Annotated in this window: 17 protein-coding genes; 13 read left to right on the forward strand and 4 right to left on the reverse strand. The window is 70.3% G+C overall.

Features of this window, described 5'->3' with window-relative positions:
* The first annotated feature begins 9 nt into the window (after positions 1-9).
* The 8 genes from sufB (at position 10) to upp (ending at position 9,151) form a co-directional block, all read left to right on the forward strand.
* A complete protein-coding gene (sufB, locus tag NKJ47_RS14035; protein ID WP_254458472.1) occupies positions 10-1,452 on the forward strand; it encodes a Fe-S cluster assembly protein SufB in 1,443 nt (480 codons plus the stop codon).
* Positions 1,453-1,573: 121 nt separating this feature from the next.
* Entirely contained in the window at positions 1,574-2,341 is a 768-nt protein-coding gene (sufC, locus tag NKJ47_RS14040) for a Fe-S cluster assembly ATPase SufC (protein ID WP_254458473.1), read from the forward strand.
* Positions 2,338-3,600, forward strand: a complete 1,263-nt coding sequence (gene sufD / locus NKJ47_RS14045; protein ID WP_254458474.1) for a Fe-S cluster assembly protein SufD — start codon at positions 2,338-2,340, stop codon at positions 3,598-3,600. The genes sufC and sufD overlap by 4 nt, the downstream gene beginning before the upstream one ends.
* Positions 3,597-4,847, forward strand: coding sequence for a cysteine desulfurase (locus NKJ47_RS14050; RefSeq protein ID WP_254458475.1), 1,251 nt, complete (start codon positions 3,597-3,599; stop codon positions 4,845-4,847). The genes sufD and NKJ47_RS14050 overlap by 4 nt, the downstream gene beginning before the upstream one ends.
* Positions 4,848-5,015: 168 nt before the next feature.
* On the forward strand, positions 5,016-5,552 hold the full coding sequence (locus NKJ47_RS14055) for a GNAT family N-acetyltransferase (RefSeq protein ID WP_254458476.1): 537 nt from the start codon (positions 5,016-5,018) through the stop codon (positions 5,550-5,552).
* Positions 5,549-5,881: a non-heme iron oxygenase ferredoxin subunit gene (locus tag NKJ47_RS14060; RefSeq protein ID WP_254458477.1), complete on the forward strand. Its 333-nt coding sequence runs from the start codon at positions 5,549-5,551 to the stop codon at positions 5,879-5,881. The genes NKJ47_RS14055 and NKJ47_RS14060 overlap by 4 nt, the downstream gene beginning before the upstream one ends.
* A 318-nt stretch (positions 5,882-6,199) precedes the next feature.
* Entirely contained in the window at positions 6,200-8,380 is a 2,181-nt protein-coding gene (locus NKJ47_RS14065; protein ID WP_254458478.1) for a methyl-accepting chemotaxis protein, read from the forward strand.
* Between the two features lie 138 nt (positions 8,381-8,518).
* Positions 8,519-9,151 (forward strand): uracil phosphoribosyltransferase, encoded by a 633-nt coding sequence (upp, locus tag NKJ47_RS14070; protein WP_010342021.1) that lies wholly within the window; start codon positions 8,519-8,521, stop codon positions 9,149-9,151.
* Positions 9,152-9,176: 25 nt separating this feature from the next.
* Here upp and NKJ47_RS14075 read toward each other — a convergent pair whose 3' ends face one another.
* A complete protein-coding gene (locus NKJ47_RS14075) occupies positions 9,177-10,907 on the reverse strand; it encodes a glycoside hydrolase family 9 protein (protein WP_254458479.1) in 1,731 nt (576 codons plus the stop codon).
* 188 nt (positions 10,908-11,095) lie between these two features.
* Between NKJ47_RS14075 and NKJ47_RS14080 the strand changes: the two genes are divergently transcribed.
* Genes NKJ47_RS14080 through NKJ47_RS14100 form a run of 5 tightly spaced genes read left to right on the forward strand, consistent with a single transcriptional unit; the run spans position 11,096 to position 19,084 of the window.
* Positions 11,096-12,595 (forward strand): efflux transporter outer membrane subunit, encoded by a 1,500-nt coding sequence (locus NKJ47_RS14080; RefSeq protein ID WP_254458480.1) that lies wholly within the window; start codon positions 11,096-11,098, stop codon positions 12,593-12,595.
* A gap of 3 nt (positions 12,596-12,598) precedes the next feature.
* Positions 12,599-13,801: an efflux RND transporter periplasmic adaptor subunit gene (locus tag NKJ47_RS14085; RefSeq protein WP_254458481.1), complete on the forward strand. Its 1,203-nt coding sequence runs from the start codon at positions 12,599-12,601 to the stop codon at positions 13,799-13,801.
* Positions 13,798-16,950, forward strand: coding sequence for an efflux RND transporter permease subunit (locus NKJ47_RS14090; protein WP_254458482.1), 3,153 nt, complete (start codon positions 13,798-13,800; stop codon positions 16,948-16,950). Before NKJ47_RS14085 ends, NKJ47_RS14090 begins: the two co-directional genes overlap by 4 nt.
* Positions 16,947-17,630 carry a heavy metal response regulator transcription factor gene (locus NKJ47_RS14095; protein WP_254458483.1) on the forward strand — a complete coding sequence of 228 codons (684 nt, stop codon included), beginning with the start codon at positions 16,947-16,949 and terminating at the stop codon, positions 17,628-17,630. Before NKJ47_RS14090 ends, NKJ47_RS14095 begins: the two co-directional genes overlap by 4 nt.
* Positions 17,627-19,084 (forward strand): heavy metal sensor histidine kinase, encoded by a 1,458-nt coding sequence (locus NKJ47_RS14100; protein WP_254458484.1) that lies wholly within the window; start codon positions 17,627-17,629, stop codon positions 19,082-19,084. The genes NKJ47_RS14095 and NKJ47_RS14100 overlap by 4 nt, the downstream gene beginning before the upstream one ends.
* Before the next feature lie 53 nt (positions 19,085-19,137).
* Here the strand turns inward: NKJ47_RS14100 and NKJ47_RS14105 are convergent, their stop codons facing one another.
* The 3 genes from NKJ47_RS14105 to NKJ47_RS14115 are packed head-to-tail and all read right to left on the reverse strand — an operon-like array spanning position 19,138 to position 22,122.
* The gene (locus NKJ47_RS14105; protein ID WP_254458485.1) at positions 19,138-20,031 is read right to left on the reverse strand and encodes an MBL fold metallo-hydrolase; all 894 of its coding nucleotides are present in this window, start codon (positions 20,029-20,031) and stop codon (positions 19,138-19,140) included.
* Positions 20,032-20,083: 52 nt separating this feature from the next.
* Positions 20,084-21,841 carry a gamma-glutamyltransferase gene (ggt, locus tag NKJ47_RS14110; protein ID WP_254458486.1) on the reverse strand — a complete coding sequence of 586 codons (1,758 nt, stop codon included), beginning with the start codon at positions 21,839-21,841 and terminating at the stop codon, positions 20,084-20,086.
* Complete coding sequence (locus NKJ47_RS14115) at positions 21,838-22,122, reverse strand: YfhL family 4Fe-4S dicluster ferredoxin (protein ID WP_017908325.1); 285 nt, start codon at positions 22,120-22,122, stop codon at positions 21,838-21,840. Before NKJ47_RS14115 ends, ggt begins: the two co-directional genes overlap by 4 nt.
* Between the last annotated feature and the right edge of the window lie 21 nt (positions 22,123-22,143).

Raw genomic sequence — 22,143 nt, forward strand, 5'->3', positions numbered from 1 at the left:
GGCAGCCCCATGGCCACCGAAAACGCTGAAATCCTGGAACGGCTGGGACGTCGCTACGACGCCGGCTTCATCACCGACATCGAATCCGATTCGTTCCTGCCCGGCCTCAACGAGGACGTCGTGCGCGCCCTGTCCGTGAAGAAGGACGAGCCGGAATGGATGACCGAATGGCGCCTGGCCGCCTACCGGCACTGGCTGAAGATGCCGATGCCGCACTGGGCCAAGCTGGACATCGCGCCGATCGACTTCCAGGCGCTGAGCTACTACTCCGCGCCCAAGGGGCCCAAGTACGCTTCGCTGGACGAGGTGCCGAAGGAACTGCTGGACACCTACGACAAGCTCGGCGTGCCGCTGCACGAGCGCGCCAAGCTGGCCGGCGTGGCGGTGGACGCGGTGTTCGACTCGGTCTCGGTCGGCACCACCTTCCGCAAGGAACTGGCCGAGAAGGGCGTGATCTTCTGCTCGATGTCCGAGGCGATCAAGGAGCACCCGGAACTGGTCAAGCAGTACCTGGGCAGCGTGGTGCCGGTCGGCGACAACTTCTTCGCCGCGCTCAACTCGGCGGTGTTCTCCGACGGCAGCTTCGTGTTCATTCCCAAGGGCGTGCGCTGCCCGATGGAGCTGAGCACCTATTTCCGCATCAACGCCGGCCACACCGGCCAGTTCGAGCGCACCCTGATCGTGTGCGAGGACCAGGCCTACGTGTCCTACCTGGAAGGCTGCACCGCGCCGATGCGCGACGAGAACCAGCTGCACGCGGCGGTGGTCGAGCTGGTGGCGCTGGAAGACGCCGAGATCAAGTACTCCACCGTGCAGAACTGGTACCCCGGCGACGAGGAAGGCCGCGGCGGCATCTACAACTTCGTGACCAAGCGCGGCGAGTGCCGCGGCGCGCGCAGCAAGATCACCTGGACCCAGGTCGAGACCGGCTCGGCGATCACCTGGAAGTACCCCTCGTGCGTGCTGCTGGGCGACGACTCGGTGGGCGAGTTCCACTCGGTGGCGCTGACCCATCACCGCCAGCAGGCCGACACCGGCACCAAGATGATCCACATCGGCAAGCGCACCAAGAGCAAGATCGTCAGCAAGGGCATCAGCGCCGGCCGCGGGCAGAACACCTACCGCGGCCTGGTCAAGGTGGAGCGCAGCGCCGAAGGCGCGCGCAACTACACCCAGTGCGACTCGCTGCTGATCGGCAAGCAGTGCGGCGCGCACACCTTCCCGTACATCGAGGTCAAGCACCCGACCGCGACCGTCGAGCACGAGGCCACCACGTCCAAGATCAGCGACGACCAGCTGTTCTACTGTCGCGCCCGCGGCATCGACCAGGAGAACGCGGTGTCGATGATCGTCGACGGCTTCTGCAAGCAGGTGTTCCGCGAACTGCCGATGGAGTTCGCGGTGGAAGCCAAGAAACTGCTGGAAGTGTCGCTGGAAGGCTCGGTCGGCTGACGCCTGCGAAGCCGGGAATCGGGAATGGAGAATCGGGAATCGGTTCTCTTCCCGCATCTTTCCGCTGCACCGCTACCTGCTCGTCCCCATTCCCCATTCTCGATTCCCAATTCCCAATATCATGCTGACCATAGACAACCTCCACGCCTCCGTCGCCGGCAAGGACATCCTCAAGGGCCTGTCGCTGCAGGTGAAGCCCGGCGAAGTGCACGCCATCATGGGTCCCAACGGTGCCGGCAAGTCCACCCTGGGCAACGTGCTGGCCGGCCGCGATGGCTACGCCGTGACCGACGGCAGCGTGCGCTTCGACGGCACCGATCTGCTCGAACTGGAACCGGAGGAGCGCGCCGCCGCCGGCCTGTTCCTGGCCTTCCAGTACCCGGTGGAAATCCCCGGCGTCAACAACACCTACTTCCTGCGCGCCGCGCTCAATGCGCAGCGCAAGGCGCGCGGCGAGGCCGAGCTGGATTCGATGCAGTTCCTCAAGCTGGTCCGGCAGAAGCTGGCGGTGCTGCACCTGAAGGACGAGCTGCTGCATCGCGGCGTCAACGAAGGCTTCTCCGGCGGCGAGAAGAAGCGCAACGAGATCTTCCAGTTAGCGGTGCTGGAGCCGAAGCTGGCGATCCTCGACGAGACCGACAGCGGCCTGGACATCGACGCGCTCAAGACCGTGGCCGAAGGTGTCAACGCGCTGCGCTCGCCGGAGCGCGCGTTCGTGGTGATCACCCACTACCAGCGCCTGCTCGACTACATCAAGCCGGACGTGGTGCACGTGCTGGCCGACGGCCGCATCGTGCAGACCGGCGGCCCCGAACTGGCGCTGGAGCTGGAAGCGCACGGCTATGCCTGGCTGAAGGAGCGCGTGGCGCCCGAGGCGGCGCTGCAATGAGCGCCCTGCTCGACTCGCTGGCCGCCGCGTTCCATGGCGATGGCGCGCGCCGCGCGCCGCTGGAGCAGGCGCTGCGCGACGGCCTGCCCGGCCCGCGCAGCGAAGCCTGGAAATACACCTCGCTGCGCGCGCTGGAACGGCGCAGCTTCGCGCCCGCGCCGCAGGCCGCCGCGCCGGTGGACGCGGCGCTGCTCGACGGCATCCCGGCGCCGCGCCTGGTGTTCGTCAACGGCCGCGCCAGCGACGCGCTGTCGGACCTGTCCGGCCTGCCGGCCGGGGTGGAGCTGCAGCGCCTGTCGACCATCCTGCGCAGCGGCGACGATGCCATGCGCTTCCTCGGCCGCCGCTTCGAACGCAGCGACGAGGTGTTCGCCCGGCTCAACGCCGCCCTCGCCGACGAAGGCAGCGTGCTGCGGGTGGACGCCGGCGTGCGCGTGGAGGCGCCATTGCACCTGGTGTTCGTCTCCACCGCCGCCGCGGCCGACCTGGCCTGGCACCACCGGCACCTGATCGAACTGCGCCAGGACGCGGCGCTGGCGCTGGTCGAGCATCACCTGCATGCCGGCGACGCCGCGCACCTGAGCAACAGCCTGGCGCACGTGCACCTGGCCGCCGGCGCGCAGCTGACCCACGCCCGCGTGCAGGACGACGCGGCCGGCGTCACCGCGCTGCTGCGCACCGACGCGGTGCTGGCGCGCGACGCGCAGTACCGGCGCGTGGACCTGGAACTGGGCGGCGCGCTGGCCCGGCACGAACTGAACGTGCGTCTGGAGGGCGACAACGCCCGGCTGGTCGCCAACGGCGTGCTGCTCGGCAACGGCCGGCGCCAGCTCGACACCCGCCTGGGCATCGAACACATCGCCCGCGACACCGCCTGCGAACTGCTGTGGCGCGGCGTCGCCACCGGGCGCAGCCGCGTGGCCTTCCATGGCGGCATCCACATCCGCCACGGTGCCGACGGCACCGACGCGGCGCTGTCGAACAAGAACCTGCTGCTGTCCGCCGACGCCGAGATCGATACCCAGCCGGTGCTGGTGATCGACGCCGACGAGGTCAAGGCCGCGCACGGCGCCACCGTCGGCCAGCTCGACGCCAATGCGCTGTTCTACCTGCGCTCGCGCGGCCTGCCGCAGGAGCGCGCGCAGCAGTTGCTGACCGCCGCGTTCTGCCGCGAGCCGCTGCGCGCGCTGGCGCCGGCGCAAGCCGAGTTCCTGCTGGCGCGGCTGGAGCGGGCGCTGAGCGCCGCAGGCGTGGCATGAACGGGCCCGCCACGCACGCCGCCACGCCGCTGGCGCCGGACTGGGACGCGGTCCGGCGCGACTTCCCGCTGCTGCTGCGCGAGGTGCACGGCAAGCCGCTGGTGTATTTCGACAACGCCAACACCGGGCAGAAGCCGCTGCAGGTCATCGCCGCGACCGATGCCTTCTACCGCCGCCACAACGCCAACGTCAGCCGCGCGGTGCACGCGCTCGGCAGCGAGGCCACCGAGGCCTATGAAGGCGCGCGGACCCGGCTGGCGCAGTTCCTCAACGTGCGCGCCGACGAACTGGTGCTGTGCAGCGGCGCCACCTTCGCGCTGAACCTGGTGGCGTACTCGTGGGCACTGCCGCGGCTGCGCGCCGGCGACACCATCCTGGTGTCGCGCATGGAGCATCACGCCAACATCGTGCCGTGGCAACTGGTCGCCCAGCGCACCGGCGCCACCATCAAGGTGGCCGAGATCACCGCCGACGGCGCGCTGGACCTGGACGCGCTGCGCGCGGCGATGACCGCCGACGTCAAGCTGCTGGCCCTGGCGCATGTCTCCAACGTGCTGGGCACGGTCAACCCGGTCCGCGAGATCTGCCGCGAGGCGCGCAAGCGCGGCATCGTCAGCGTCATCGACGGCTCGCAGGCCGCGCCGCACCGGCCGCTGGACGTGGCCGCGATCGGCTGCGACTTCTACGCCATCACCGGCCACAAGATGTGCGGCCCGACCGGCACCGGCGCGCTGTGGGCGCGGCGCGAGCACCTGCAGGCGATGCCGCCGTTCCTGGGCGGCGGCGAGATGATCAAGGAAGTCAGCTTCGACGGCACCGTGTTCAACGACCCGCCGCACAAGTTCGAGGCCGGCACCCCGAACATCGCCGGCTTCGTCGGCCTCGGCGCGGCGGTGGACTACCTGCAGACGCTCGGCCTGCAGCACGTGGAAGCGCGCGAGGCCGAACTGCTGGCCCACCTCACCGAGGAGCTGCAGCGGATCGACGGCCTGCGCCTGTTCGGCACCGCACCGGGCAAGGCCGCGGTGGTCTCGTTCCTGATCGAGGGCGCCCACGCCCACGACCTGGCCACCCTGCTCGACCTGGAAGGCGTGGCGGTGCGTTCCGGCCAGCACTGCGCGCATCCGCTGCTGCAGTTCTACGGCGTCGCCGCCACCTGCCGCGCCTCGCTGGCGTTCTACAACACGCACGAGGAAATCGAGCGCTTCGTGGCGGCCTTGCGCAAGGTGCGGACGCTGTTGGCGTGATTGGAGCCGGGAATCGGGAGTAGGGAATCGGGAATCGGCAAAGCACTGCACGTGCGGACTTCGCCTGGCAGAAGTGGTGCTCAAGGCGCCCTTCCCGCCTTGAGCGCGCGCATCTCGATTCCCGAGTCTCCATTCCCCATTCCCTGCGGCACGCCCTAAAATCGCGCCATGCACACCCTGACCTTCCGCACCGCCACCGTCGAGGACATCGACGCCATCGCCGCCCTGGTCACCTCGGCCTATCGCGGCGACAGCAGCCGTGCTGGCTGGACCACCGAAGCCGACCTGCTCGACGGCAACCGCATCGACCGCGAGGTGTTGCGCGCGGACATCCTGCGCCCGCGCAGCCTGGTGCTGCTGGCCGAACGCGACGGCGTGCTGATCGCCTGCGCGCACGTCGCCGACGAGGACGGTGCCGGCTACTTCGGCATGTTCTCGGTGCAGCCGCAGGCGCAGGGTGGCGGCCTGGGCAAGACCGTGCTGGCCGAGGCCGAGCGCATCGCCTGGCAGGAATGGCGGTTGCCGCTGATGCGGATGACGGTGATCGACCTGCGCGACGAACTGATCGCCTTCTACGAGCGCCGCGGCTATCGCCGCACCGGGATCAAGAAGCCGTTCCCCTACGGCGATGCGCGCTTCGGCCTGCCCCGCCGCGACGACCTGCGCTTCGAAGTGCTGGAAAAGCCGCTGGGCGGTGCCGCATGAGCGAGACCTGGACCTTCGTCTGCGCCGACGGCGAACTGCTGCCCGGCGAAATGAAGACGGTGTGGGACGAGGTGACCGCCACGCCGATCGTGGTGTTCAACTTCGACGGTCAGTTCTATGCGCTGGAAGACCGCTGCAGCCACGAGGACTACGAGCTGTCGCCCGGCACCTTCGACGCCGCCGCCGGCAGCATCGAATGCGTGCTGCATGGCGCCCGCTTCGACGTGCGCGACGGCCGCGCACTGTGCGCGCCGGCCTATGGCCCGGTGCCGAAATTTCCGGTGAAGTCAGAACACGGCGGGCTGTGGACCCGCGACGACCGCGACTGAGACCGCGCGTTTTCATCGCGCCACCGGCGTCGACCGCGCCTCTCGGCGGGTCGCCCGGTGCGCTTCTCTGCCTCTATCGCCCCCTGCGCTGCGCTCGCCGGGGCCCAGCGCCGTGCGCGTCCGCAAGGCCACAACTGGGATGGAAAGACCATCTCAATCGATCCAATTAAAGATCTCAATCAACTGGCCGCTAACGGAGAGACGAGGTAGACGAATATGCACTCCCGTCACGATTGCATGAAATATTCGTTGCATTTCGTATCAATCAGTGCCGCGACCGTTCCCTGGTACTCCCACTCCTCTTGCTAGGACCAGAGCATGACCGCTCTTCTGCATCGCTACAACGTCTCACGACGTCTCTCCTTCGCCTTCGGCCTGCTCATCCTGCTGTCCTGTGGGCTGGTGGTGGGTGGTCTGCTCACCCTCTCGCAAGCGCGCAGCCAGCTGGATACTGTCGCCCGCCGCACGGTTTCCACCATCGTCTACACCAACGAAATGCTCGACGCCAGTTCGGACATCGGCATCCAGTTGCGCAACATCGTGCTGCCGACCACGCAGGAAGAGAACATCGCCTTCGCCAAGATCATGGTGAAGGAACTGCGCCGCTATCGCGAGTACTGCGACAAGCTGTTCGCCATCCCCACTACCAGCCTGCGCGATCGCGCCCTGCGCGAGCAGATCAACCGGACCTACGCGCAGGCGACCGAGCTCAACCAGCAGGTGCTGGACTTGGGACTGACCTACAAGTCCGACGATGCGATGAAGGTGCTGCTGTACCAGGCGGCGCCGGCCACCCAGCGCTGGCGCGAAGCGATCGGCGGCTATGCGGTCTGGCAGCGCAACAACGGCGAACAGGCCTATGCCACCGCCACCGCGGCAATGGACCGCGGCCGCATCCTGCTCATCACCGGCGGCGTGGCGGTGGTGCTGGTCAGCAGCCTGCTGGCGTGGATGATCACCCGCAGCCTCACCGTGCCGCTGGCCCGCGCCACCCGCGCCGCCGAAGCCATCGCCGACGGCCGTCTGGACAACGACGTGGCCACCGACGCACGCGACGAACCCGGCCGCCTGCTGCTGGCGATGGGCCGCATGCAGACCCAGTTGCAGCGCTTCTCCCACGAGACCGCGTTGATGATCGAACTGCACGCGGACAAGGACATGAGCCACCGCATGCCGCAGGACTTCCCGGGCGTGTACGGCGAGCTGAGCAAGGGCATCAACACCATGATGTTCGAGCACCTGGACGCCTTTGTCGACGCCATCGGCGTGCTCAACGAATACGCCAACGGCGACCTGCGCCGCGACGCACAGCGCCTGCCCGGCAGCCGCGCCGTGCTGCACGAATCGATGGATGCGGCCAAGGCCAGCCTGCTGGCGATCAATACCGAGATCAAGCGCCTGGCCGCGGCCGCCGCGGCCGGCGATTTCAGCGCCCGCGGCGATGCCGGCCGCTTCCAGCACGACTTCCGGCTGATGGTGCAGGACCTCAACGCAATGATGGAGGTCAGCGATCGCAACCTGGGCAAGCTGTCGTCCCTGCTGCAGTCCATCGCCTCCGGCGACCTGACCGCGCGCATGCACGGCGACTTCCAGGGCGTGTTCGCGCAGATGCGCGACGATGCCAATGCCACCGCCGACCAGTTGACCGGCATCGTCGGCCGCATCCAGACCGCGGCGGTCAGCATCAATGCCGCCGCCACCGAGATCGCCACCGGCAACGACGACCTGTCGCGCCGCACCGAACAGCAGGCCGCCAGCCTTGAAGAGACCGCCGCCTCGATGGAGGAACTGACCTCCACCGTGCGCCAGAACGCCGAGCACGCGCGCCAGGCCAACCAGTTGGCCGTCGGTGCCGCCTCGGTGGCCTCGCAGGGCGGCAGCGTGGTCGGCCAGGTGGTCGAGACCATGAGCGGGATCGAAGCCTCGTCGAAGAAGATCGCCGACATCATCAGCGTCATCGACGGCATCGCCTTCCAGACCAATATCCTGGCCTTGAACGCGGCGGTGGAAGCCGCGCGCGCGGGCGACCAGGGCCGTGGTTTTGCGGTCGTCGCCACCGAAGTGCGGACATTGGCGCAGCGCTCGGCCAATGCCGCCAAGGAGATCAAGACGCTGATCGACGACTCGGTCGGCCGCGTTGCCGAGGGTTCCGCCCTGGTCGACCAGGCCGGCAAGACCATGCAGGAGATCGTGGGTTCGGTGCAGCGCGTCACCGACATCATGGGCGAGATCTCCGCGGCCTCGCAGGAACAGACGGCCGGCATCGAGCAGGTCAACCAGACCGTGACCCAGATGGACGAAGCCACCCAGCAGAATGCGGCGCTGGTGGAAGAAGCCACGGCCGCGGCGCGGTCGATGGAAGACCAGGCCGGGCAACTGGCCCAGGCGGTGGCGCTGTTCAAGATCGACACGGGCCACGCGGCACCGGGTGTGACCCGCAGCGTCGCCGCGCCGCGCACCCAGGCGCCCGCCGCCGAAGTGCTCGCCCCCGCGGCCTGAGCCCGGCCTCGGCATGGCCTGCGACGCGCACGATCGGCGCGTCGCAGGCCATGCGCGCGGCATGCGCCGGCATCGGACACCTGGCGGCGCCGGAGCCGGCTGCGGCACACTGTGCGCCTCCCCCTTGCGAGCGCGCCCATGAAGATCGTCGAAGTCCGCCACCCGCTGGTGCAACACAAGATCGGCCTGTTGCGCGACGCGGCGCTGAGCACCAAGGGCTTCCGCGAGCTGGTCACCGAACTGGGCACCCTGCTCGGCTACGAGGCCACCGCCGACCTGGAGACCGAGACCCACACGATGGACGGCTGGGCCGGCCCGACCCAGGTGCAGCGCATCGCCGGCGCCAAGATCACCCTGGTGCCGATCCTGCGCGCCGGGCTAGGCATGCTGCCCGGCGTGCTGGCATTGATTCCCGCGGCGCGGGTCAGCGTGGTCGGCCTGCAGCGCGACGAGGAAACGCTGCAACCGGTGCCCTACTTCGAACGCCTCACTGGCCGCCTGGAGGAGCGCGACGCGCTGATCCTGGACCCGATGCTGGCCACCGGCGGCACCCTCATCGCCACCGTGGACATGCTCAAGCGCGCCGGCGCGCGGCGGATCAAGGGCATCTTCCTGGTCGCCGCCCCGGAAGGCCTGCAGGCGCTGGAAGCGGCGCATCCGGACGTGGAGGTGTACACCGCCGCGATCGACGAACGGCTCAACGACAAGGGCTACATCCTGCCGGGCCTGGGCGACGCCGGCGACCGCATCTTCGGCACCCGCCTGGGGTGAGCGGCGCCATCGCGCCGGCGGTGGCTCATCGCTGCAGGTTCTGCAGCGCCGCGCTCACGTACACCAGCGGCGCGTTCCAGTTGATCGCCACTTCGTTGGTGGCGTAGCTGCATTCCTTGTCCAGGTACGACAGCGCTGGCAGCTTCGACACGTAGGCGTGCTTGCAGGCCTCGGCATCTTGCTGGCCCGGCTGCGGGCCGCCGACCAGCAGGCCGGGGACCGGCGTGGCCACGCCGTCGGCGATGGAGATGCGATGGTGGATGTGCATCGGCGAGCGCGCGCCGATGCCGGTGACGAAGGACATGCCCAGCGGATTGCGGCCGAGCACGTAGTCCAGCTGCGACTGCGCGGCCTGCAGGTATTCGGGCTTGCGCTGCAACTGGTAGGCCTGCAGCAGCATCATCGCCTGGTTCATCGCGGTGCCGTTGCTGCCCCAGTGGAAGTCGGCCTCGCGCATCGTCACCCGCCAGGCCGACTCCTGCCAGACCTGCACCAGATGATCGGCCAGGCCCTCGATCTCGCTGGCGATGCGCGCCTGGTCGGCGCGCGGGGTCAAGCGCGCGCGGTGCTGCGCCAGCGACATCCAGGCCAGGCCGCCGACCTGGCGCCAGTCCGGCACGCTGGCCGGCACGTCGCGCGCCATCGCCGCCGCATAGAACGCGTCGTCGGCGGTGGCCAGGTACAGCTCGGTCGCGGCCCAGGCGAATTCGTCGTCGAACTGGTTGTCCCCGTAGGTGCCGGTGTGCACGTCGTCCGGCTGCCGGTAGGCCACGTCCGGGTGCGCCTGCGCCCACGCCCAGGCGCGCCGCGAGGCCTTGAGCATGCGCGTGGAGAGGCCGCCGAACTGCGCATCGAACGGCGCGTAGACACGGCTGGCCTGGGCCATCACCGCGGCGAAGTCGAGCGTGGCCGCGGTGCTCTTCTGCACCACGTAGCGCGGCGCGCGCGCCTGGTCCGGCATCTGCATGCCGGCGAAGTCCAGGTTGGTCAGCTTGTGGTACACGCCGCCGTCGTGCGGATCCTGCATCGCCAGCAGCCACTGCAGGTTCCAGTCGACCTCGCGCAGGATGTCCGGCACCCCGCCGCCGCTGTCGGGAATGCCTTCCGGATGCGCGGCGAAATACGCCGGGAACTGCTCGTAGGCGGCCAGCAGGGTGTAGACGGTGATGCCGGAGTTGACCACGTACTTGTTGTAGTCGCCGGCGTCGTACCAGCCCTTGGGAGCGGCGATCACGGTGCCGGCCGGGCGCTCCGGCGAGGCCGCCGAGGCATGCACCAGCACCTGGTCGTCGGGATGCCCGGCGGCACGCGCGTGGCGGCCGGCGTAGGCGCCGTCCAGCGCGGTGCTGGCGCGGTTGTAGTAGTAGGCCTTGAGCGCGGCGCGCGACAGCGCGTTGTAGGCGTCCTCGCCGATGACGAAGCTGTCCGACGGCGGCAGGCCGTCGACCCGCAGGCGGTAGCGGCCCGGCGTGCGCAGCGCGGAAAAATCGGCGATGCGTACCGTCTGCTGCGCCGGCGGCCAGGTCGCGGCGGCGCCGAGCGTGCCGCGCAGCACCACCTCGTCGCTGTCGGCGCGCGCGATCGAAAACGCCTCGCCGTGGCCATCCGGCACCACCGCCAGCTTGCTCGCGGCAGGCAGGAAACCGACCTGGTTCAGGCGGATCGGCGATGGCACGGAGGTGTCGGCGCGCGAGGTGCAGCCGCCCAGCAGCAGGCAGGCGAGGAACAGGCAGGACAGGGGATGGGGCAGCTTCATGCGCCGATACTGGCCGGCCATGATGACGGCTGCAAGCGCCACGTCGCAGGCATGCCGGGCACGGCCTGCGACCCGGCCGGCGACGGCCGCAGGCGGCGTCGCTGACAGCGCCGTCAGCGCGGCGTCAGCGTGGGGTTGCCCTGCGGCTTCTACGGTGAAGGCCCGTTTCCGCTGCCGGCGCCGCCCCCGTGACCGCCCTGCCCCCACCACCCGCTTCCCGCCGCCTGGCGCCGCTCGCGCGGCGGCTGAGCGCGCCATTGCTGAGCGTGCTGCTCGGCGGCTGCATGGCCGGCCCCGACTACGTGCGCCCGGCGGCGCCGGCCGCCGCGCAGCAGCCGTTCGCGGAAGCCGACGGCCACTGGACGCCCGCCGCGCCGGCCGCGGCCGACCCGGCGTTGGCGTGGTGGACGCGCTACGGCGATCCGCAACTGGATGCGTTGGTCGACCAGGCCGACCGCGCCAACCAGACCCTGCGCCAGGCCGAGGCGCGCTATCGGCAGGCGCAGGCGCTGCTCGGCAGCGCGCGCGCGGCCGAGGCGCCGACGCTGGGCGTGCAGGCCTCGGCCGGACGCGCGCGCACCGTCACCCCCAAGCCGGACCTGCGCGACACCGATGCGGTGGGGCTGAGCGCCAGCTGGGAGCCGGACTTCTGGGGCCGGGTCCGGCGCAGCGTCGAACAGGCCGGCGACAACGCCCAGGCCAGCGCCGCCGACCTGGCGCAGGCGCGGCTGTCGCTGCAGGCCGCGGTGGTGGCCGACTACCTGCAGTTGCGCTTCGACGACCAGACCCTGGCGCTGTACCAGCGCACCCTGGCCGGGTATCGCGACGCGCTGCGGCTGACCCAGGCGCGGCTGCGCGCCGGGGTCGCCAGCGACGCCGACGTGGCCGCGGCCGAAGCCACCCTGCAGGGCACCGAAGCCGCGTCGACCGATCTGGCGCTGTCGCGCCGGCAATTGGACCACGCCCTGGCGGTGCTGCTTGGCCGCGCGCCCGCCGACTTCTCGCTGGCGGCCAGCGACGCACCGCTGCCGGCCTTGCCGCCGACCCCGGCGGCCCTGCCCTCGGTGCTGCTGCAGCGGCGCCCGGACATCGCCGGCGCCGAGCGGCGCATGGCCGCGGCCAATGCCGGCATCGGCATGGCCGTGGCGGCGTGGTTCCCGACCCTGTCGCTGAGCGCCAGCGGCGGCTACGACGGCGCCGGGCTGGCCTCGCTGCTGAGCATGCCGAACCGGGTCTGGGCGGTGGGCGCGGCGCTGGCCGGCACGCTGTTCGACGGCGGCGCGCGCCGCGCGCAACGCGCGCAGGCGCAAGCCACCTTCGATGCGGCCGCCGCCAGCTACCGGCAAACCGTGTTGAGCGCGTTCCAGGGCGTGGAGGACCAACTCGCCGCCACCCGCGAACTGGCCCGCGAACAGCAGCAACAGCGCCGCGCCGCCGATGCCGCGCAGCAGGCCGAACGCGTGCTGATGGATCAGTACAAGGCCGGTACCGCGCTGTACAGCGCGGTGATCGCCGCCCAGGCCAATGCGCTGGACGCGCAACGCAGCTTGCTGCAGGTGCAAGCGCGCCAGTTCGGCGCCCAGGTCGCTCTACTGGTCGCGCTGGGCGGCGACTGGGACAGCACTCGTCTCCCCGCCGTGCGCGGCGCCTCGCCGGGCGCCACGCCGGCTCCAGTCGTCTCGGAGTAACCCATGTCGACCGCCGCTCCCGTCCGCCCCGCCGATCCGCCGCCGCCTCGCGCCACGCCGCGGCGGCGCTGGCCGCTTGTCGTCGCCGCATTGCTGGTCGCGTTGCTGCTGGCGCTGTGGCTGCGCCCGCGCCAGGCGCCGGCCGCCGCCACGCCACCGGTCCCGGTGACCAGCGCGCCGGTGCTGCGCCAGGATGTGCCGATCCGCCAGACCGGGATCGGCACCGTGCTGCCGATCGCCTCGGTGACCGTGCACTCGCGCATCGACGGGCAACTGATCGACGTGGGCTTCGCCGAGGGCCAGGACGTCAAGGCCGGGCAGGTGCTGGCGCGGCTGGATCCGCGCACCTACCAGGCGCAGTTGGCCGCGGCCACCGCGCAGCAGGCCAAGGACCGGGCGCAACTGGGCAATGCGCAGGCCGACCTGCAGCGCTACACGCAACTGCTGCAGGACAACGCCACCACCCGCCAGACCCTGGACACGCAGAAGGCGCTGGTGACGCAACTGCGCGCCACCCTGCAGAGCGACCAGGCGGCCATCGACAGCGCGCGGGTGCAACTGGACTTCACCACCATCCGCGCGCCGATCGACGGCCGCGCCGGCGCAAGGCTGGTGGATCCGGGCAACATCGTCCACGCCAGCGATGCCGGCGGGCTGGTGGTACTGAACCAGATCGACCCGATCGCGGTGCAGTTCACCCTGCCCGAAAGCGCCTTCCAGCAGATCAACCGCGCGCTGCAGGCCGCGCCGTCTGGCGTGGGCGTGGACGCGGTCGAGCACGGCAGCGGCCTGGTGCTGGCGCACGGCACGCTGGCCCTGCTCAACAATCAGATCGACACCAGCACCGGCACCATCGCCCTGAAGGCGCACTTCGCCAACCCGGCGCACACGCTGTGGCCGGGACAGACCGTGGATGCGCGCATTACCCTGGGCATGCGCAGCGCCGCGCTGGTGGTGCCGAGCGCGGCGGTGCAGCGCGGCCAGGACGGCGAGTTCGTGTACGTGGTCGGTGCCGACCGCAGCGTGCGCGAGCAGCCGGTGCAGGTGCTGGACGAGGCCGATGGCCAGACCGTGATCGGCCAGGGCCTGCAGGCCGGCCAGCGGGTGGTGGTGGACGGGCAGTACCGGCTGCACCCGGGGGCGAAGGTGGTCGAAGCCAAGCCGGCCAAGCACGCCAAGCCGGCCACGGCGGGAGCGCAGGCGTGAGCGTCTCGGCGGCCTTCATCAAACGCCCGATCGGCACCTCGCTGCTGGCCACGGCACTGCTGTTGCTGGGCCTGGTGGCCTGGCCGCTGCTGCCCGTGGCGCCGCTGCCGCAGGTCGACTTCCCCACCATCCAGGTCTCGGCCAACCTGCCCGGCGCCAGCCCGCAGACCATGGCCTCGAACGTGGCGCAGCCGCTGGAGCGGCAGCTGTCGCTGATCCCGGGCCTGAGCCAGATGACCTCGACCAGCGCGCTGGGCTCGACCCAGGTGACGCTGCAGTTCGACCTGGACCGCAGCATCGACGCCGCCGCGCTCGACGTGCAGACCGCGATCAACGCCGCGTCCGGGCAATTGCCCAGCGCGCTGCCGAGCGCGCCGAGCTTCCGCAAGATCAACCCGGCCGAATCGCCGGCGCTGATCCTGGCGGTGCAATCGCAGGTGCTGCCGCTGACCAAGGTCGACGACTACGCCGACAACGTGCTGGCGCAGCAGATCTCGCGTATCTCGGGCGTCGGCCTGGTCAACCTGTACGGCGCGCAGAAGCCGGCGGTGCGGGTGCAGGCCGACCCGGCCAAGCTGGCGGCGCTGGGACTGAGCCTGGAGGACGTCCGCACCGTGCTCGCCACCACCACGGTGAACGCGGCCACCGGCTCGATCGACGGCGCGCGCCAGGCCTTCACCGTCTCCACCAACGATCAATTGCTGCAGAGCGCGGCCTGGAACGATGCGGTGCTGGCCTGGCGCAACGGCGCGCCGATCCGCGTGCGCGACATCGGCACCGCGGTGGACGGGCCGGAGAACGCCAAGATCGCCGCCTGGGGCTACGCCGGTGCCGCGGCGCCCGCCGACAGCGGCATCGTCGACGGCCGCGCGATCATGATCGCCATCACCAAGCAGCCCGGCGCCAACGTCATCGACACGGTGGAACAGGTCAAGGCCGCGCTGCCGAAGCTGATGGCGTCGATCCCGCCCAGCGTCAGCGTCAAGATCCTCGCCGACCGCACACAGAACATCCGCGCCTCGGTGAAGGACGTGGAGTTCACCCTGCTGCTGTCGATCGCGCTGGTGGTGGCGGTGATCTTCGTGTTCCTGCGCAGCGCGGTGGTCACCCTGATCCCGAGCCTGACCGTGCCGCTGGCGATCCTCGGCACCGCCGCGCTGATGTACGTGCTCGGCTACAGCCTGGACAACCTGTCGCTGATGGGCCTGACCATCGCAGTCGGCTTCGTGGTCGACGACGCCATCGTGATGCTGGAGAACATCTATCGGCACATCGAGGACGGCATGGCGCCGCTGCAGGCGGCGCTGCAGGGCGCGGCCGAGATCGGCTTCACCCTGGTCTCGATCTCGGTGTCGCTGGTGGCGGTGTTCATCCCGCTGCTGCTGATGGGCGGCATCGTCGGGCGACTGTTCCGCGAGTTCGCGGTGACGGTGAGCCTGACCATCCTGATGTCGCTGCTGGTGTCGCTGACCCTGACCCCGATGCTGTGCGCGCGCCTGCTCAAGCCGCACGCCGAGCAGCCGCAGGGACGCCTGGCGCGCGCGTTCGAGCGCGGCTTCGAGGCGATGCTGGCGGCATACCGGCGCGGCCTGGAGACGGTGCTGCGGCATCCGCGCCTGACCCTGGCCAGCTTCCTGCTGACCGTGGCCACCAGCGTGGCGCTGTTCGTGGTGATGCCCAAGGGCTTCTTCCCGCAGCAAGACACCGGCTTCATCTCCGGCACCGCCGATTCGGCGCAGGACTCGTCCTCGGCGGCGATGCGCACGCGCATGCTGCAGCTGGCCGACATCATCCGCCGCGATCCGGACGTGCTGTCCTTCGGCATGCAGAGCGGCGCCAGCACCTTCAACTCCGGCACCTTCTCGATCGCGCTGCGGCCCAAGGACGCAGGGCGCACCGCCAGCGCCGACCAGGTGATCGCGCGGCTGCGCAAGCGCCTGGCGCAGGTGCAGGGCGTCACCCTGTTCATGCAGGCCGGACAGGACATCAACGTCGGCGGCCGCCTGGCCCGCACCCAGTACCAGTACACCCTGACCGACGCCGACCTCGGCGAGCTCAATACCTGGGCGCCGCGGCTGCTCAAGGCGTTCCGCGCATTGCCGCAGCTCACCGACGTGGCCTCCGACCAGCAGAACGCCGCGCCGATCGCCAGCATCACCATCGACCGCCAGCGCGCGGCCAGCTTCGGCATCACCCCGCAGCAGATCGACGCGACCATCAACGACGCCATCGGCCAGCGCCAGGTCGCGCAGTACTTCACCCAGCTCAACAGCTACCACGTGGTGCTGGAAGTGACGCCGGCGCTGCAGGGCGATCCGTCGCTGTTCCAGCGGCTGTACCTGACCTCACCGCTGAACGGCCGGCAGGTGCCGCTGTCCACCTTCGCCTTGCTCGACACCAGCAAGACCGGCTACCTGTCGGTGAGCCACCAGGGCCAGTTCCCGGCGGTGACCATCTCCTTCAACCTGGCGCCGGGCGCGGCGCTGGGCGATGCGGTGGACGCGATCCAGCAGGCCCAGGCGCAACTGCGGGTGCCGGCCACGCTCAGCGGCAGCTTCCAGGGCACCGCGCAGGCGTTCAGCGCCTCGCTGCGGACCCAGCCGTACCTGATCCTGGCGGCGTTGATCGCGGTCTACATCGTGCTCGGGCTGCTCTACGAGAGCTACATCCATCCGCTGACCATCCTCTCCACCCTGCCCTCGGCCGGCGTCGGCGCCCTGCTGATCCTGATGGCCGGCGGCTACGACTTGAGCGTGATCGCGATGATCGGCATCATCCTGCTGATCGGCATCGTCAAGAAGAACGGGATCATGATGGTGGACTTCGCCCTGCATGCCGAACGCGAACGCGGGCTGTCCTCGCGCGATGCGATCTTCGAGGCCTGCCTGATGCGCTTCCGGCCGATCATGATGACCACCCTGTGCGCCCTGCTCGGCGGCCTGCCGCTGATGCTCAGCCACGGCGCCGGTTCGGAACTGCGCCGGCCGCTGGGCTATGCGATGGTCGGCGGGCTGCTGCTGTCGCAGCTGCTGACCCTGTTCACCACGCCGATCGTGTACCTGTACCTGGACCGCCTGCACGGCTGGTACATGCGGCGCCGCCAGGCACGGCGCGCGCATCGCGCCACGCCGCAGGCGCTGCAGCCGTGAAGGTGCTGATCGTCGAGGACGAGCGCAAGACCGCCGACTACCTGCAGCAGGGGCTGAGCGAACAGGGCTGCACGGTCGACGTGGCCTACGACGGCATCGACGGCCAGCATTTGGCCCTGCACTACGACTTCGACGTGATCGTGCTCGATGCGATGCTGCCGGGCCTGGACGGCTTCGCCATCCTGCGCTCGCTGCGGTCGGTCAAGACCACGCCGGTGATCATGCTGACCGCGCGCGACAGCGTGGAGGACCGGGTCAAGGGCCTGCGCGAGGGCGCCGACGACTACCTGATCAAGCCGTTCTCCTTCATCGAACTGCTGGCGCGGCTGCAGGTGCTGGCGCGGCGCGGCCGCGCCCAGGAAAGCACGCTGCTGCGCGTGGGCGACCTGCAGATCGACATGATCAGCCGCAAGGCCGTGCGCGGCCGGCAGCGGCTGGACCTGACCGCCAAGGAGTTCGCGCTGCTGGCGGCGCTGGCCCGGCACCAGGGCGAGATCCTGTCCAAGACCGCGATCGCCGAGATGGTCTGGGACATGAACTTCGACAGCAACACCAACGTGGTGGAAGTGGCAATCAAGCGCCTGCGCGCCAAGATCGACGTGCCGTTCGGCGCGCCGCTGCTGCACACCGTGCGCGGCATGGGCTACGTGTTGGAACAACGCGAGGACGCGCCCGGATGAGCGCGGCAGGGCGCGCGCAAGCGCCGCCGCGGCCCTCGATCGCGCTGCGCCTGGCCGGCCTGTTCGCGGCCACCGCACTGCTCGGCTTCGCCCTGATCGGGCTGGTGCTGCACCAGGTGCTGGAACACGAGCTGCGCCGTCACCAGCGCGAAGAGCTGCACTCGCGCATGGACGCGGTGCAGTACATGCTGGTCAACAGCCGCTCGCCGGACCTGGCCGCGCATGCGCGCACCCGCCTGGCCAGCGTGTCCAGCGTGCCGGACCTGCGCTTCTGGCTGTGGAGCGAGGAACCGGCGTTCCGCTACGGACGCGGCGCCGAGGCGATGGCGCAGGCCACCCGCGGGCGCAGCGGCCTGGTGCAGATCCGCGATGCGCAGGCGCTGGGCATCGCCGATGCGCATCCGCAGGCGTGGCAGGCCATCGGCCAGACGCTGCCGGCCACGCCGGTGCGCCCCCCGGTGCAGTTGATCGCGGCGATGGACAGCACCCCGTTCGCACTGACCAGGCGCCGCTTCGACATCGCCCTGGCGCTGGTCACACTGGCCGGCACCGCGCTGGTCGGCGCGCTGGGCTACTGGACCGCCAAGCTCGGCCTGCGCCCGGTGCAACGGCTGTCGGCCGACGCCCAGCGCATCGGCCCGCACGACCGGCGCCGGCTGGACCTGCCGCGGCTGCCGCGCGAGCTGGAAGACCTGGGCGCCTCGCTGAACGCGGCGTTCGACCGGCTCGACGCTGCCTACGCGCAGCAGGAAAGCTTCAATGCCGACGTCGCCCACGAACTGCGCACGCCGCTGGCCAGCCTGATCGGCCAGACCCAGGTGGCACTGACCCGCGAGCGCGAGGCGCAGCAGTTGCGCCAGGTGCTGCAGTCGAACCTGGAGGAACTGGAGCGGCTGCGCGCGATCGTCGCCGACATGCTGTTCCTGGCCCGCGCCGAGCAGGGCCAGCGCGCGCGGCAGTGCGAGGACGCGTCGCTGGCCGAGGAAGTCGGCAAGACCGTGGAGTTCTTCGAAGTGCTGCTGGACGAGGCCGGCCTGCGCGTGGAGATGCGCGGCGATACGGTCACCCAGGTCGAGAAGTCGCTGCTGCGGCGCGCGCTGTCCAACCTGCTGCACAACGCCATCCAGCATTCGGCCAACGCCGCGCCGATCGTGGTGGAGATCGCGCAGCGCGGCGGCGAGGCGCAGATCGCCTTCTCCAACCCCAGCGTGGCGCTGGCGCCGGAGCATCTGGAGCGCCTGTTCGACCGCTTCTACCGCGGCGACGCCGCCCGCAGCAACAGCCGCGAAAGCCACGGCCTGGGATTGGCGATCGTCAAGGCGGTGGCGACCATGCACGGCGGGCGCGTGTTCGCGCAGCACCGCGACGGCATCACCACCATCGGCTTTTCGGTGGCGCTGGACGGCACCGCTACCGATGCGCCGACCAACACCGCCCTGCGCTGGCAGGCTTGACGCGGCGCCCGCGGCGTCCCGACGTGCATCAGCCGGAAACGCCGCGATTGCGCTCAGGCCGCCAGCAGCCGCGCCTGCAGCGCCGGCAGTTCGTGCACGGTACCGAACCGTCCCTTGGCGTCGCGTTGCACTTGCGCCAGCGCGCAGTCCGGGTCGTGGGTGAAGAACAGGCGCACGTCGCGCGCCAGCGCGTCCTCCAGGAACGCGCGCTTCTCGTCGATCAGCAGCTCGGCGTTGCGGTCGTAGCCCATGGTGATCGGCACGTGCACCCACGAACGGCCCGGGATCAGGTCGGCGCAGAACGCCACCCCGCCGTGCGCCTGGCCGTCCTCGCCGTGGCGGGGGCCGACGATCTCGGCCAGCATCAGCCCCGGCGTGTGGCCGTCGCTGAAACGGAACCGGACCGCCTCGCCGAGCGCGCGCGAGTACGCGCCGTCGACCAGTTCCAGACGGCCGCTGGCCTCGAGCAGGCCGGGCAGCTCCGGGATGAAGCTGGCGCGGTCGCGCGGATGCGGCTGCAGCGCGCGCTGCCAGTGCGCCGCGCCGACCAGGAACTGCGCGTTGGGGAACAGCAGTTCCGGCGCCGCTCCCTCGCGCCACGGCGCCAGCAGGCCGCCGGCATGGTCGAAGTGCAGGTGACTCAGCACCACCACGTCGATGTCGGTGTGGGCGAAGCCGGCGTCCTGCAGCGAATCCAGCAGCACGTGGCGGGCCTCCTGCACGCCGTAGCGCTCGCGCAGCGCCGGCGCGAAGAACGCGCCGATGCCGGTCTCGAACAGCACGGTCTTGCCGGCCAGCGGGCTGGCCAGCAGCGCGCGGCAGGCCAGCGCGATGCGGTTGCCGTCGTCGGGCGCGGCCCATTGCTGCCACAGCGCCTTGGGCGCGTTGCCGAACATCGCGCCGCCATCGAGTTTCTGCGCGTTGCCTTGGATGGACCAGAGCTTCATGGGCGGGGATTCGGGAGTCGATATTAGGGATGGGAAATTCGCAAAACGCGCGTCAGGGCGCCGGCGCGGTCTGCAGCACTTCGGCGCTGCCGACGGGGTTGCGCGGGTCGCTGCCGCCGCTGAGCACGTTGCGGCGCTTGTCCCATTCCACCGTCTGCAGGTTGCCCCAGACGTGGCTGGAGCCGTGGCCGTCCTCGGCGGTGTCGCCGGGCAGCTTGAGCGCATGCCCCATCGCTTCCAGGCCCTTGGCCGTGGCCGCGTCGAAGGTGCCGGTCTCGGCTTCGATCACGTCCGGCAGCCACTGGTGGTGATAGCGCGGCAACGCCGCGACCTGCTGCGCAGTGAGGCCGTCGTCGTAGCCGAGGATGCCGAGCAGCACCATGGTGATGATGCGGCTGCCGCCCGGGGTGCCGAGCACGATCGCCTTGTCCGCGTTCTCCATGAAGGTCGGCGACATCGAACTGAGCGGGCGCTTGCCCGGCTTGGGTGCGTTGGCCGCGTAGCCCATCACGCCGAAGGCGTTGGGCGTGCCCGGACGCAGCGCGAAATCGTCCATCTCGTTGTTGAGCAGCACGCCGGTGCCCTTGGGAATCAAGCCAGAGCCGTACAGCAGGTTGACCGTCTGGGTGGCGCCGACGCGGTTGCCCTCGCCGTCGATGATCGAGAAATGCGTGGTCTCGTCGTCTTCCAGCGGGGTCGGCTGGCCGGACAGCAGGTCGCTGGGCGTGGCCTTCTCCGGGTTGATGCCCGAACGCAGACCCACCGCGTAGTCCTTGCTCAGCAGGATGCGCTGCGGCACGTGGGTGAAATCCGGGTCGCCCAGGAAGAAGGTGCGGTCGCGGTAGGCGCGGCGCATCGCTTCCACGGTCAGGTGCACGCGGTGCACCGGGTCCATGCTCTTGAGGTCGTAGCCTTCCAGGATCTGCAGCATGCTGGCCAGGGCGATGCCGCCGGAGGACGGCGGCGGCGCGGTGGTGATGGTCCAGCCCTTGTAGTCGAAGCGGATCGGCGTGCGTTCCTTGACCGTGTAGCCGGCCAGTTCCTCCGCGGTCCAGCGCCCGCCGGCCTGCTTGACCCCGGCCAGCAGCTTCCTGGCGGTGGTGCCGCGGTAGAAGCCGTCGAAGCCCTTGTCGCCCAGCAACTGCAGCGTGTTCGCCAGTTCCGGCTGCTTGAACAGGTCGCCCTCGGCGATCGGCCGGCCGTTGCGCAGGTAGACCTCGCGGGTGCCGGGATAGCGCTCCATCACCTTGCGCCGCGACTGGTAGCCCTCGGCCATGCGCGCGTACACCGGGAAGCCCTCGCGGGCGATGCGGATCGCCGGCGCCAGCGACTGCCGCAGCGGCAGCCGGCCGTGCTTGGTCGCCAGTTCCACCAGCGCCGCCGGCAGCCCGGGAATGCCGGCCGACCACGGGCCGTTGATCGAGCGGTCGCGGTCCAGTTCGCCCTTGGCATCTAGGAACGCGGCCGGCGTCGCCGATTCCGGCGCGGTCTCGCGCGCGTCCAGCATCACGTCCTTGCCGGTCTTGGCGTCGTGCAGCAGGAAGAAACCGCCGCCGCCGAGGCCGGAGCTGATCGGTTCGACCACCGACAGCGTCGAGGACACCGCCACCGCGGCGTCGAAGGCATTGCCGCCCTCGCGCAGGATCTGCAGGCCCGCCTCGGTGGCCAGCCGGTGGCCGCTGGCGATGGCGGCGCCGGGCGGATGCGCGGCCGGGGCGGTGGCAGTCGCTTCGGCGACCGGGGCCTCGGCCCACGCCGACGGCGTCAGGACCAGGGCGAGCAGCAGGACACGGCGGACGAGGCTTCTCATGCGGCGGGGGGCTCCTGTGGGTACAACTCGGGGTGATCGCGCTGCAGGCGCTGCAACTTGGCCAGCAACTGCGCGTGGGTTTCCGGGATGGCCGGGTCCGGGTCGATGCATTCCACCGGGCACACCACCACGCACTGCGGCTCGTCGAAATGGCCGACGCATTCGGTGCAGCGGGCCGGGTCGATCACGTAGATCGTCTCGCCCATGGCGATGGCCTGGTTCGGGCAGGCCGGCTCGCAGACGTCGCAGTTGACGCAGAGCTCGTTGATCTTGAGGGACATGTGGCGCAATTCGGCACTGAC

This window comes from Xanthomonas sacchari, from assembly GCF_024266585.1.
GTDB classification, from domain to species: domain Bacteria; phylum Pseudomonadota; class Gammaproteobacteria; order Xanthomonadales; family Xanthomonadaceae; genus Xanthomonas_A; species Xanthomonas_A sacchari_C.

What these genes read in the sequence shown, in the direction of transcription:
- NKJ47_RS14075 (WP_254458479.1), bottom strand. Translation starts at nt 10,907, where the DNA reads ATGAAGCTGCCCCATCCCCTGTCCTGCCTGTTCCTCGCCTGCCTGCTG.
- ggt (WP_254458486.1), bottom strand. Translation starts at nt 21,841, where the DNA reads ATGAGAAGCCTCGTCCGCCGTGTCCTGCTGCTCGCCCTGGTCCTGACG.
- NKJ47_RS14115 (WP_017908325.1), bottom strand. Translation starts at nt 22,122, where the DNA reads ATGTCCCTCAAGATCAACGAGCTCTGCGTCAACTGCGACGTCTGCGAG.
- sufC (WP_254458473.1), top strand. Translation starts at nt 1,574, where the DNA reads ATGCTGACCATAGACAACCTCCACGCCTCCGTCGCCGGCAAGGACATC.
- sufD (WP_254458474.1), top strand. Translation starts at nt 2,338, where the DNA reads ATGAGCGCCCTGCTCGACTCGCTGGCCGCCGCGTTCCATGGCGATGGC.
- NKJ47_RS14060 (WP_254458477.1), top strand. Translation starts at nt 5,549, where the DNA reads ATGAGCGAGACCTGGACCTTCGTCTGCGCCGACGGCGAACTGCTGCCC.
- NKJ47_RS14100 (WP_254458484.1), top strand. Translation starts at nt 17,627, where the DNA reads ATGAGCGCGGCAGGGCGCGCGCAAGCGCCGCCGCGGCCCTCGATCGCG.
- NKJ47_RS14065 (WP_254458478.1), top strand. Translation starts at nt 6,200, where the DNA reads ATGACCGCTCTTCTGCATCGCTACAACGTCTCACGACGTCTCTCCTTC.
- NKJ47_RS14050 (WP_254458475.1), top strand. Translation starts at nt 3,597, where the DNA reads ATGAACGGGCCCGCCACGCACGCCGCCACGCCGCTGGCGCCGGACTGG.
- NKJ47_RS14055 (WP_254458476.1), top strand. Translation starts at nt 5,016, where the DNA reads ATGCACACCCTGACCTTCCGCACCGCCACCGTCGAGGACATCGACGCC.
- NKJ47_RS14105 (WP_254458485.1), bottom strand. Translation starts at nt 20,031, where the DNA reads ATGAAGCTCTGGTCCATCCAAGGCAACGCGCAGAAACTCGATGGCGGC.
- NKJ47_RS14085 (WP_254458481.1), top strand. Translation starts at nt 12,599, where the DNA reads ATGTCGACCGCCGCTCCCGTCCGCCCCGCCGATCCGCCGCCGCCTCGC.
- upp (WP_010342021.1), top strand. Translation starts at nt 8,519, where the DNA reads ATGAAGATCGTCGAAGTCCGCCACCCGCTGGTGCAACACAAGATCGGC.
- sufB (WP_254458472.1), top strand. Translation starts at nt 10, where the DNA reads ATGGCCACCGAAAACGCTGAAATCCTGGAACGGCTGGGACGTCGCTAC.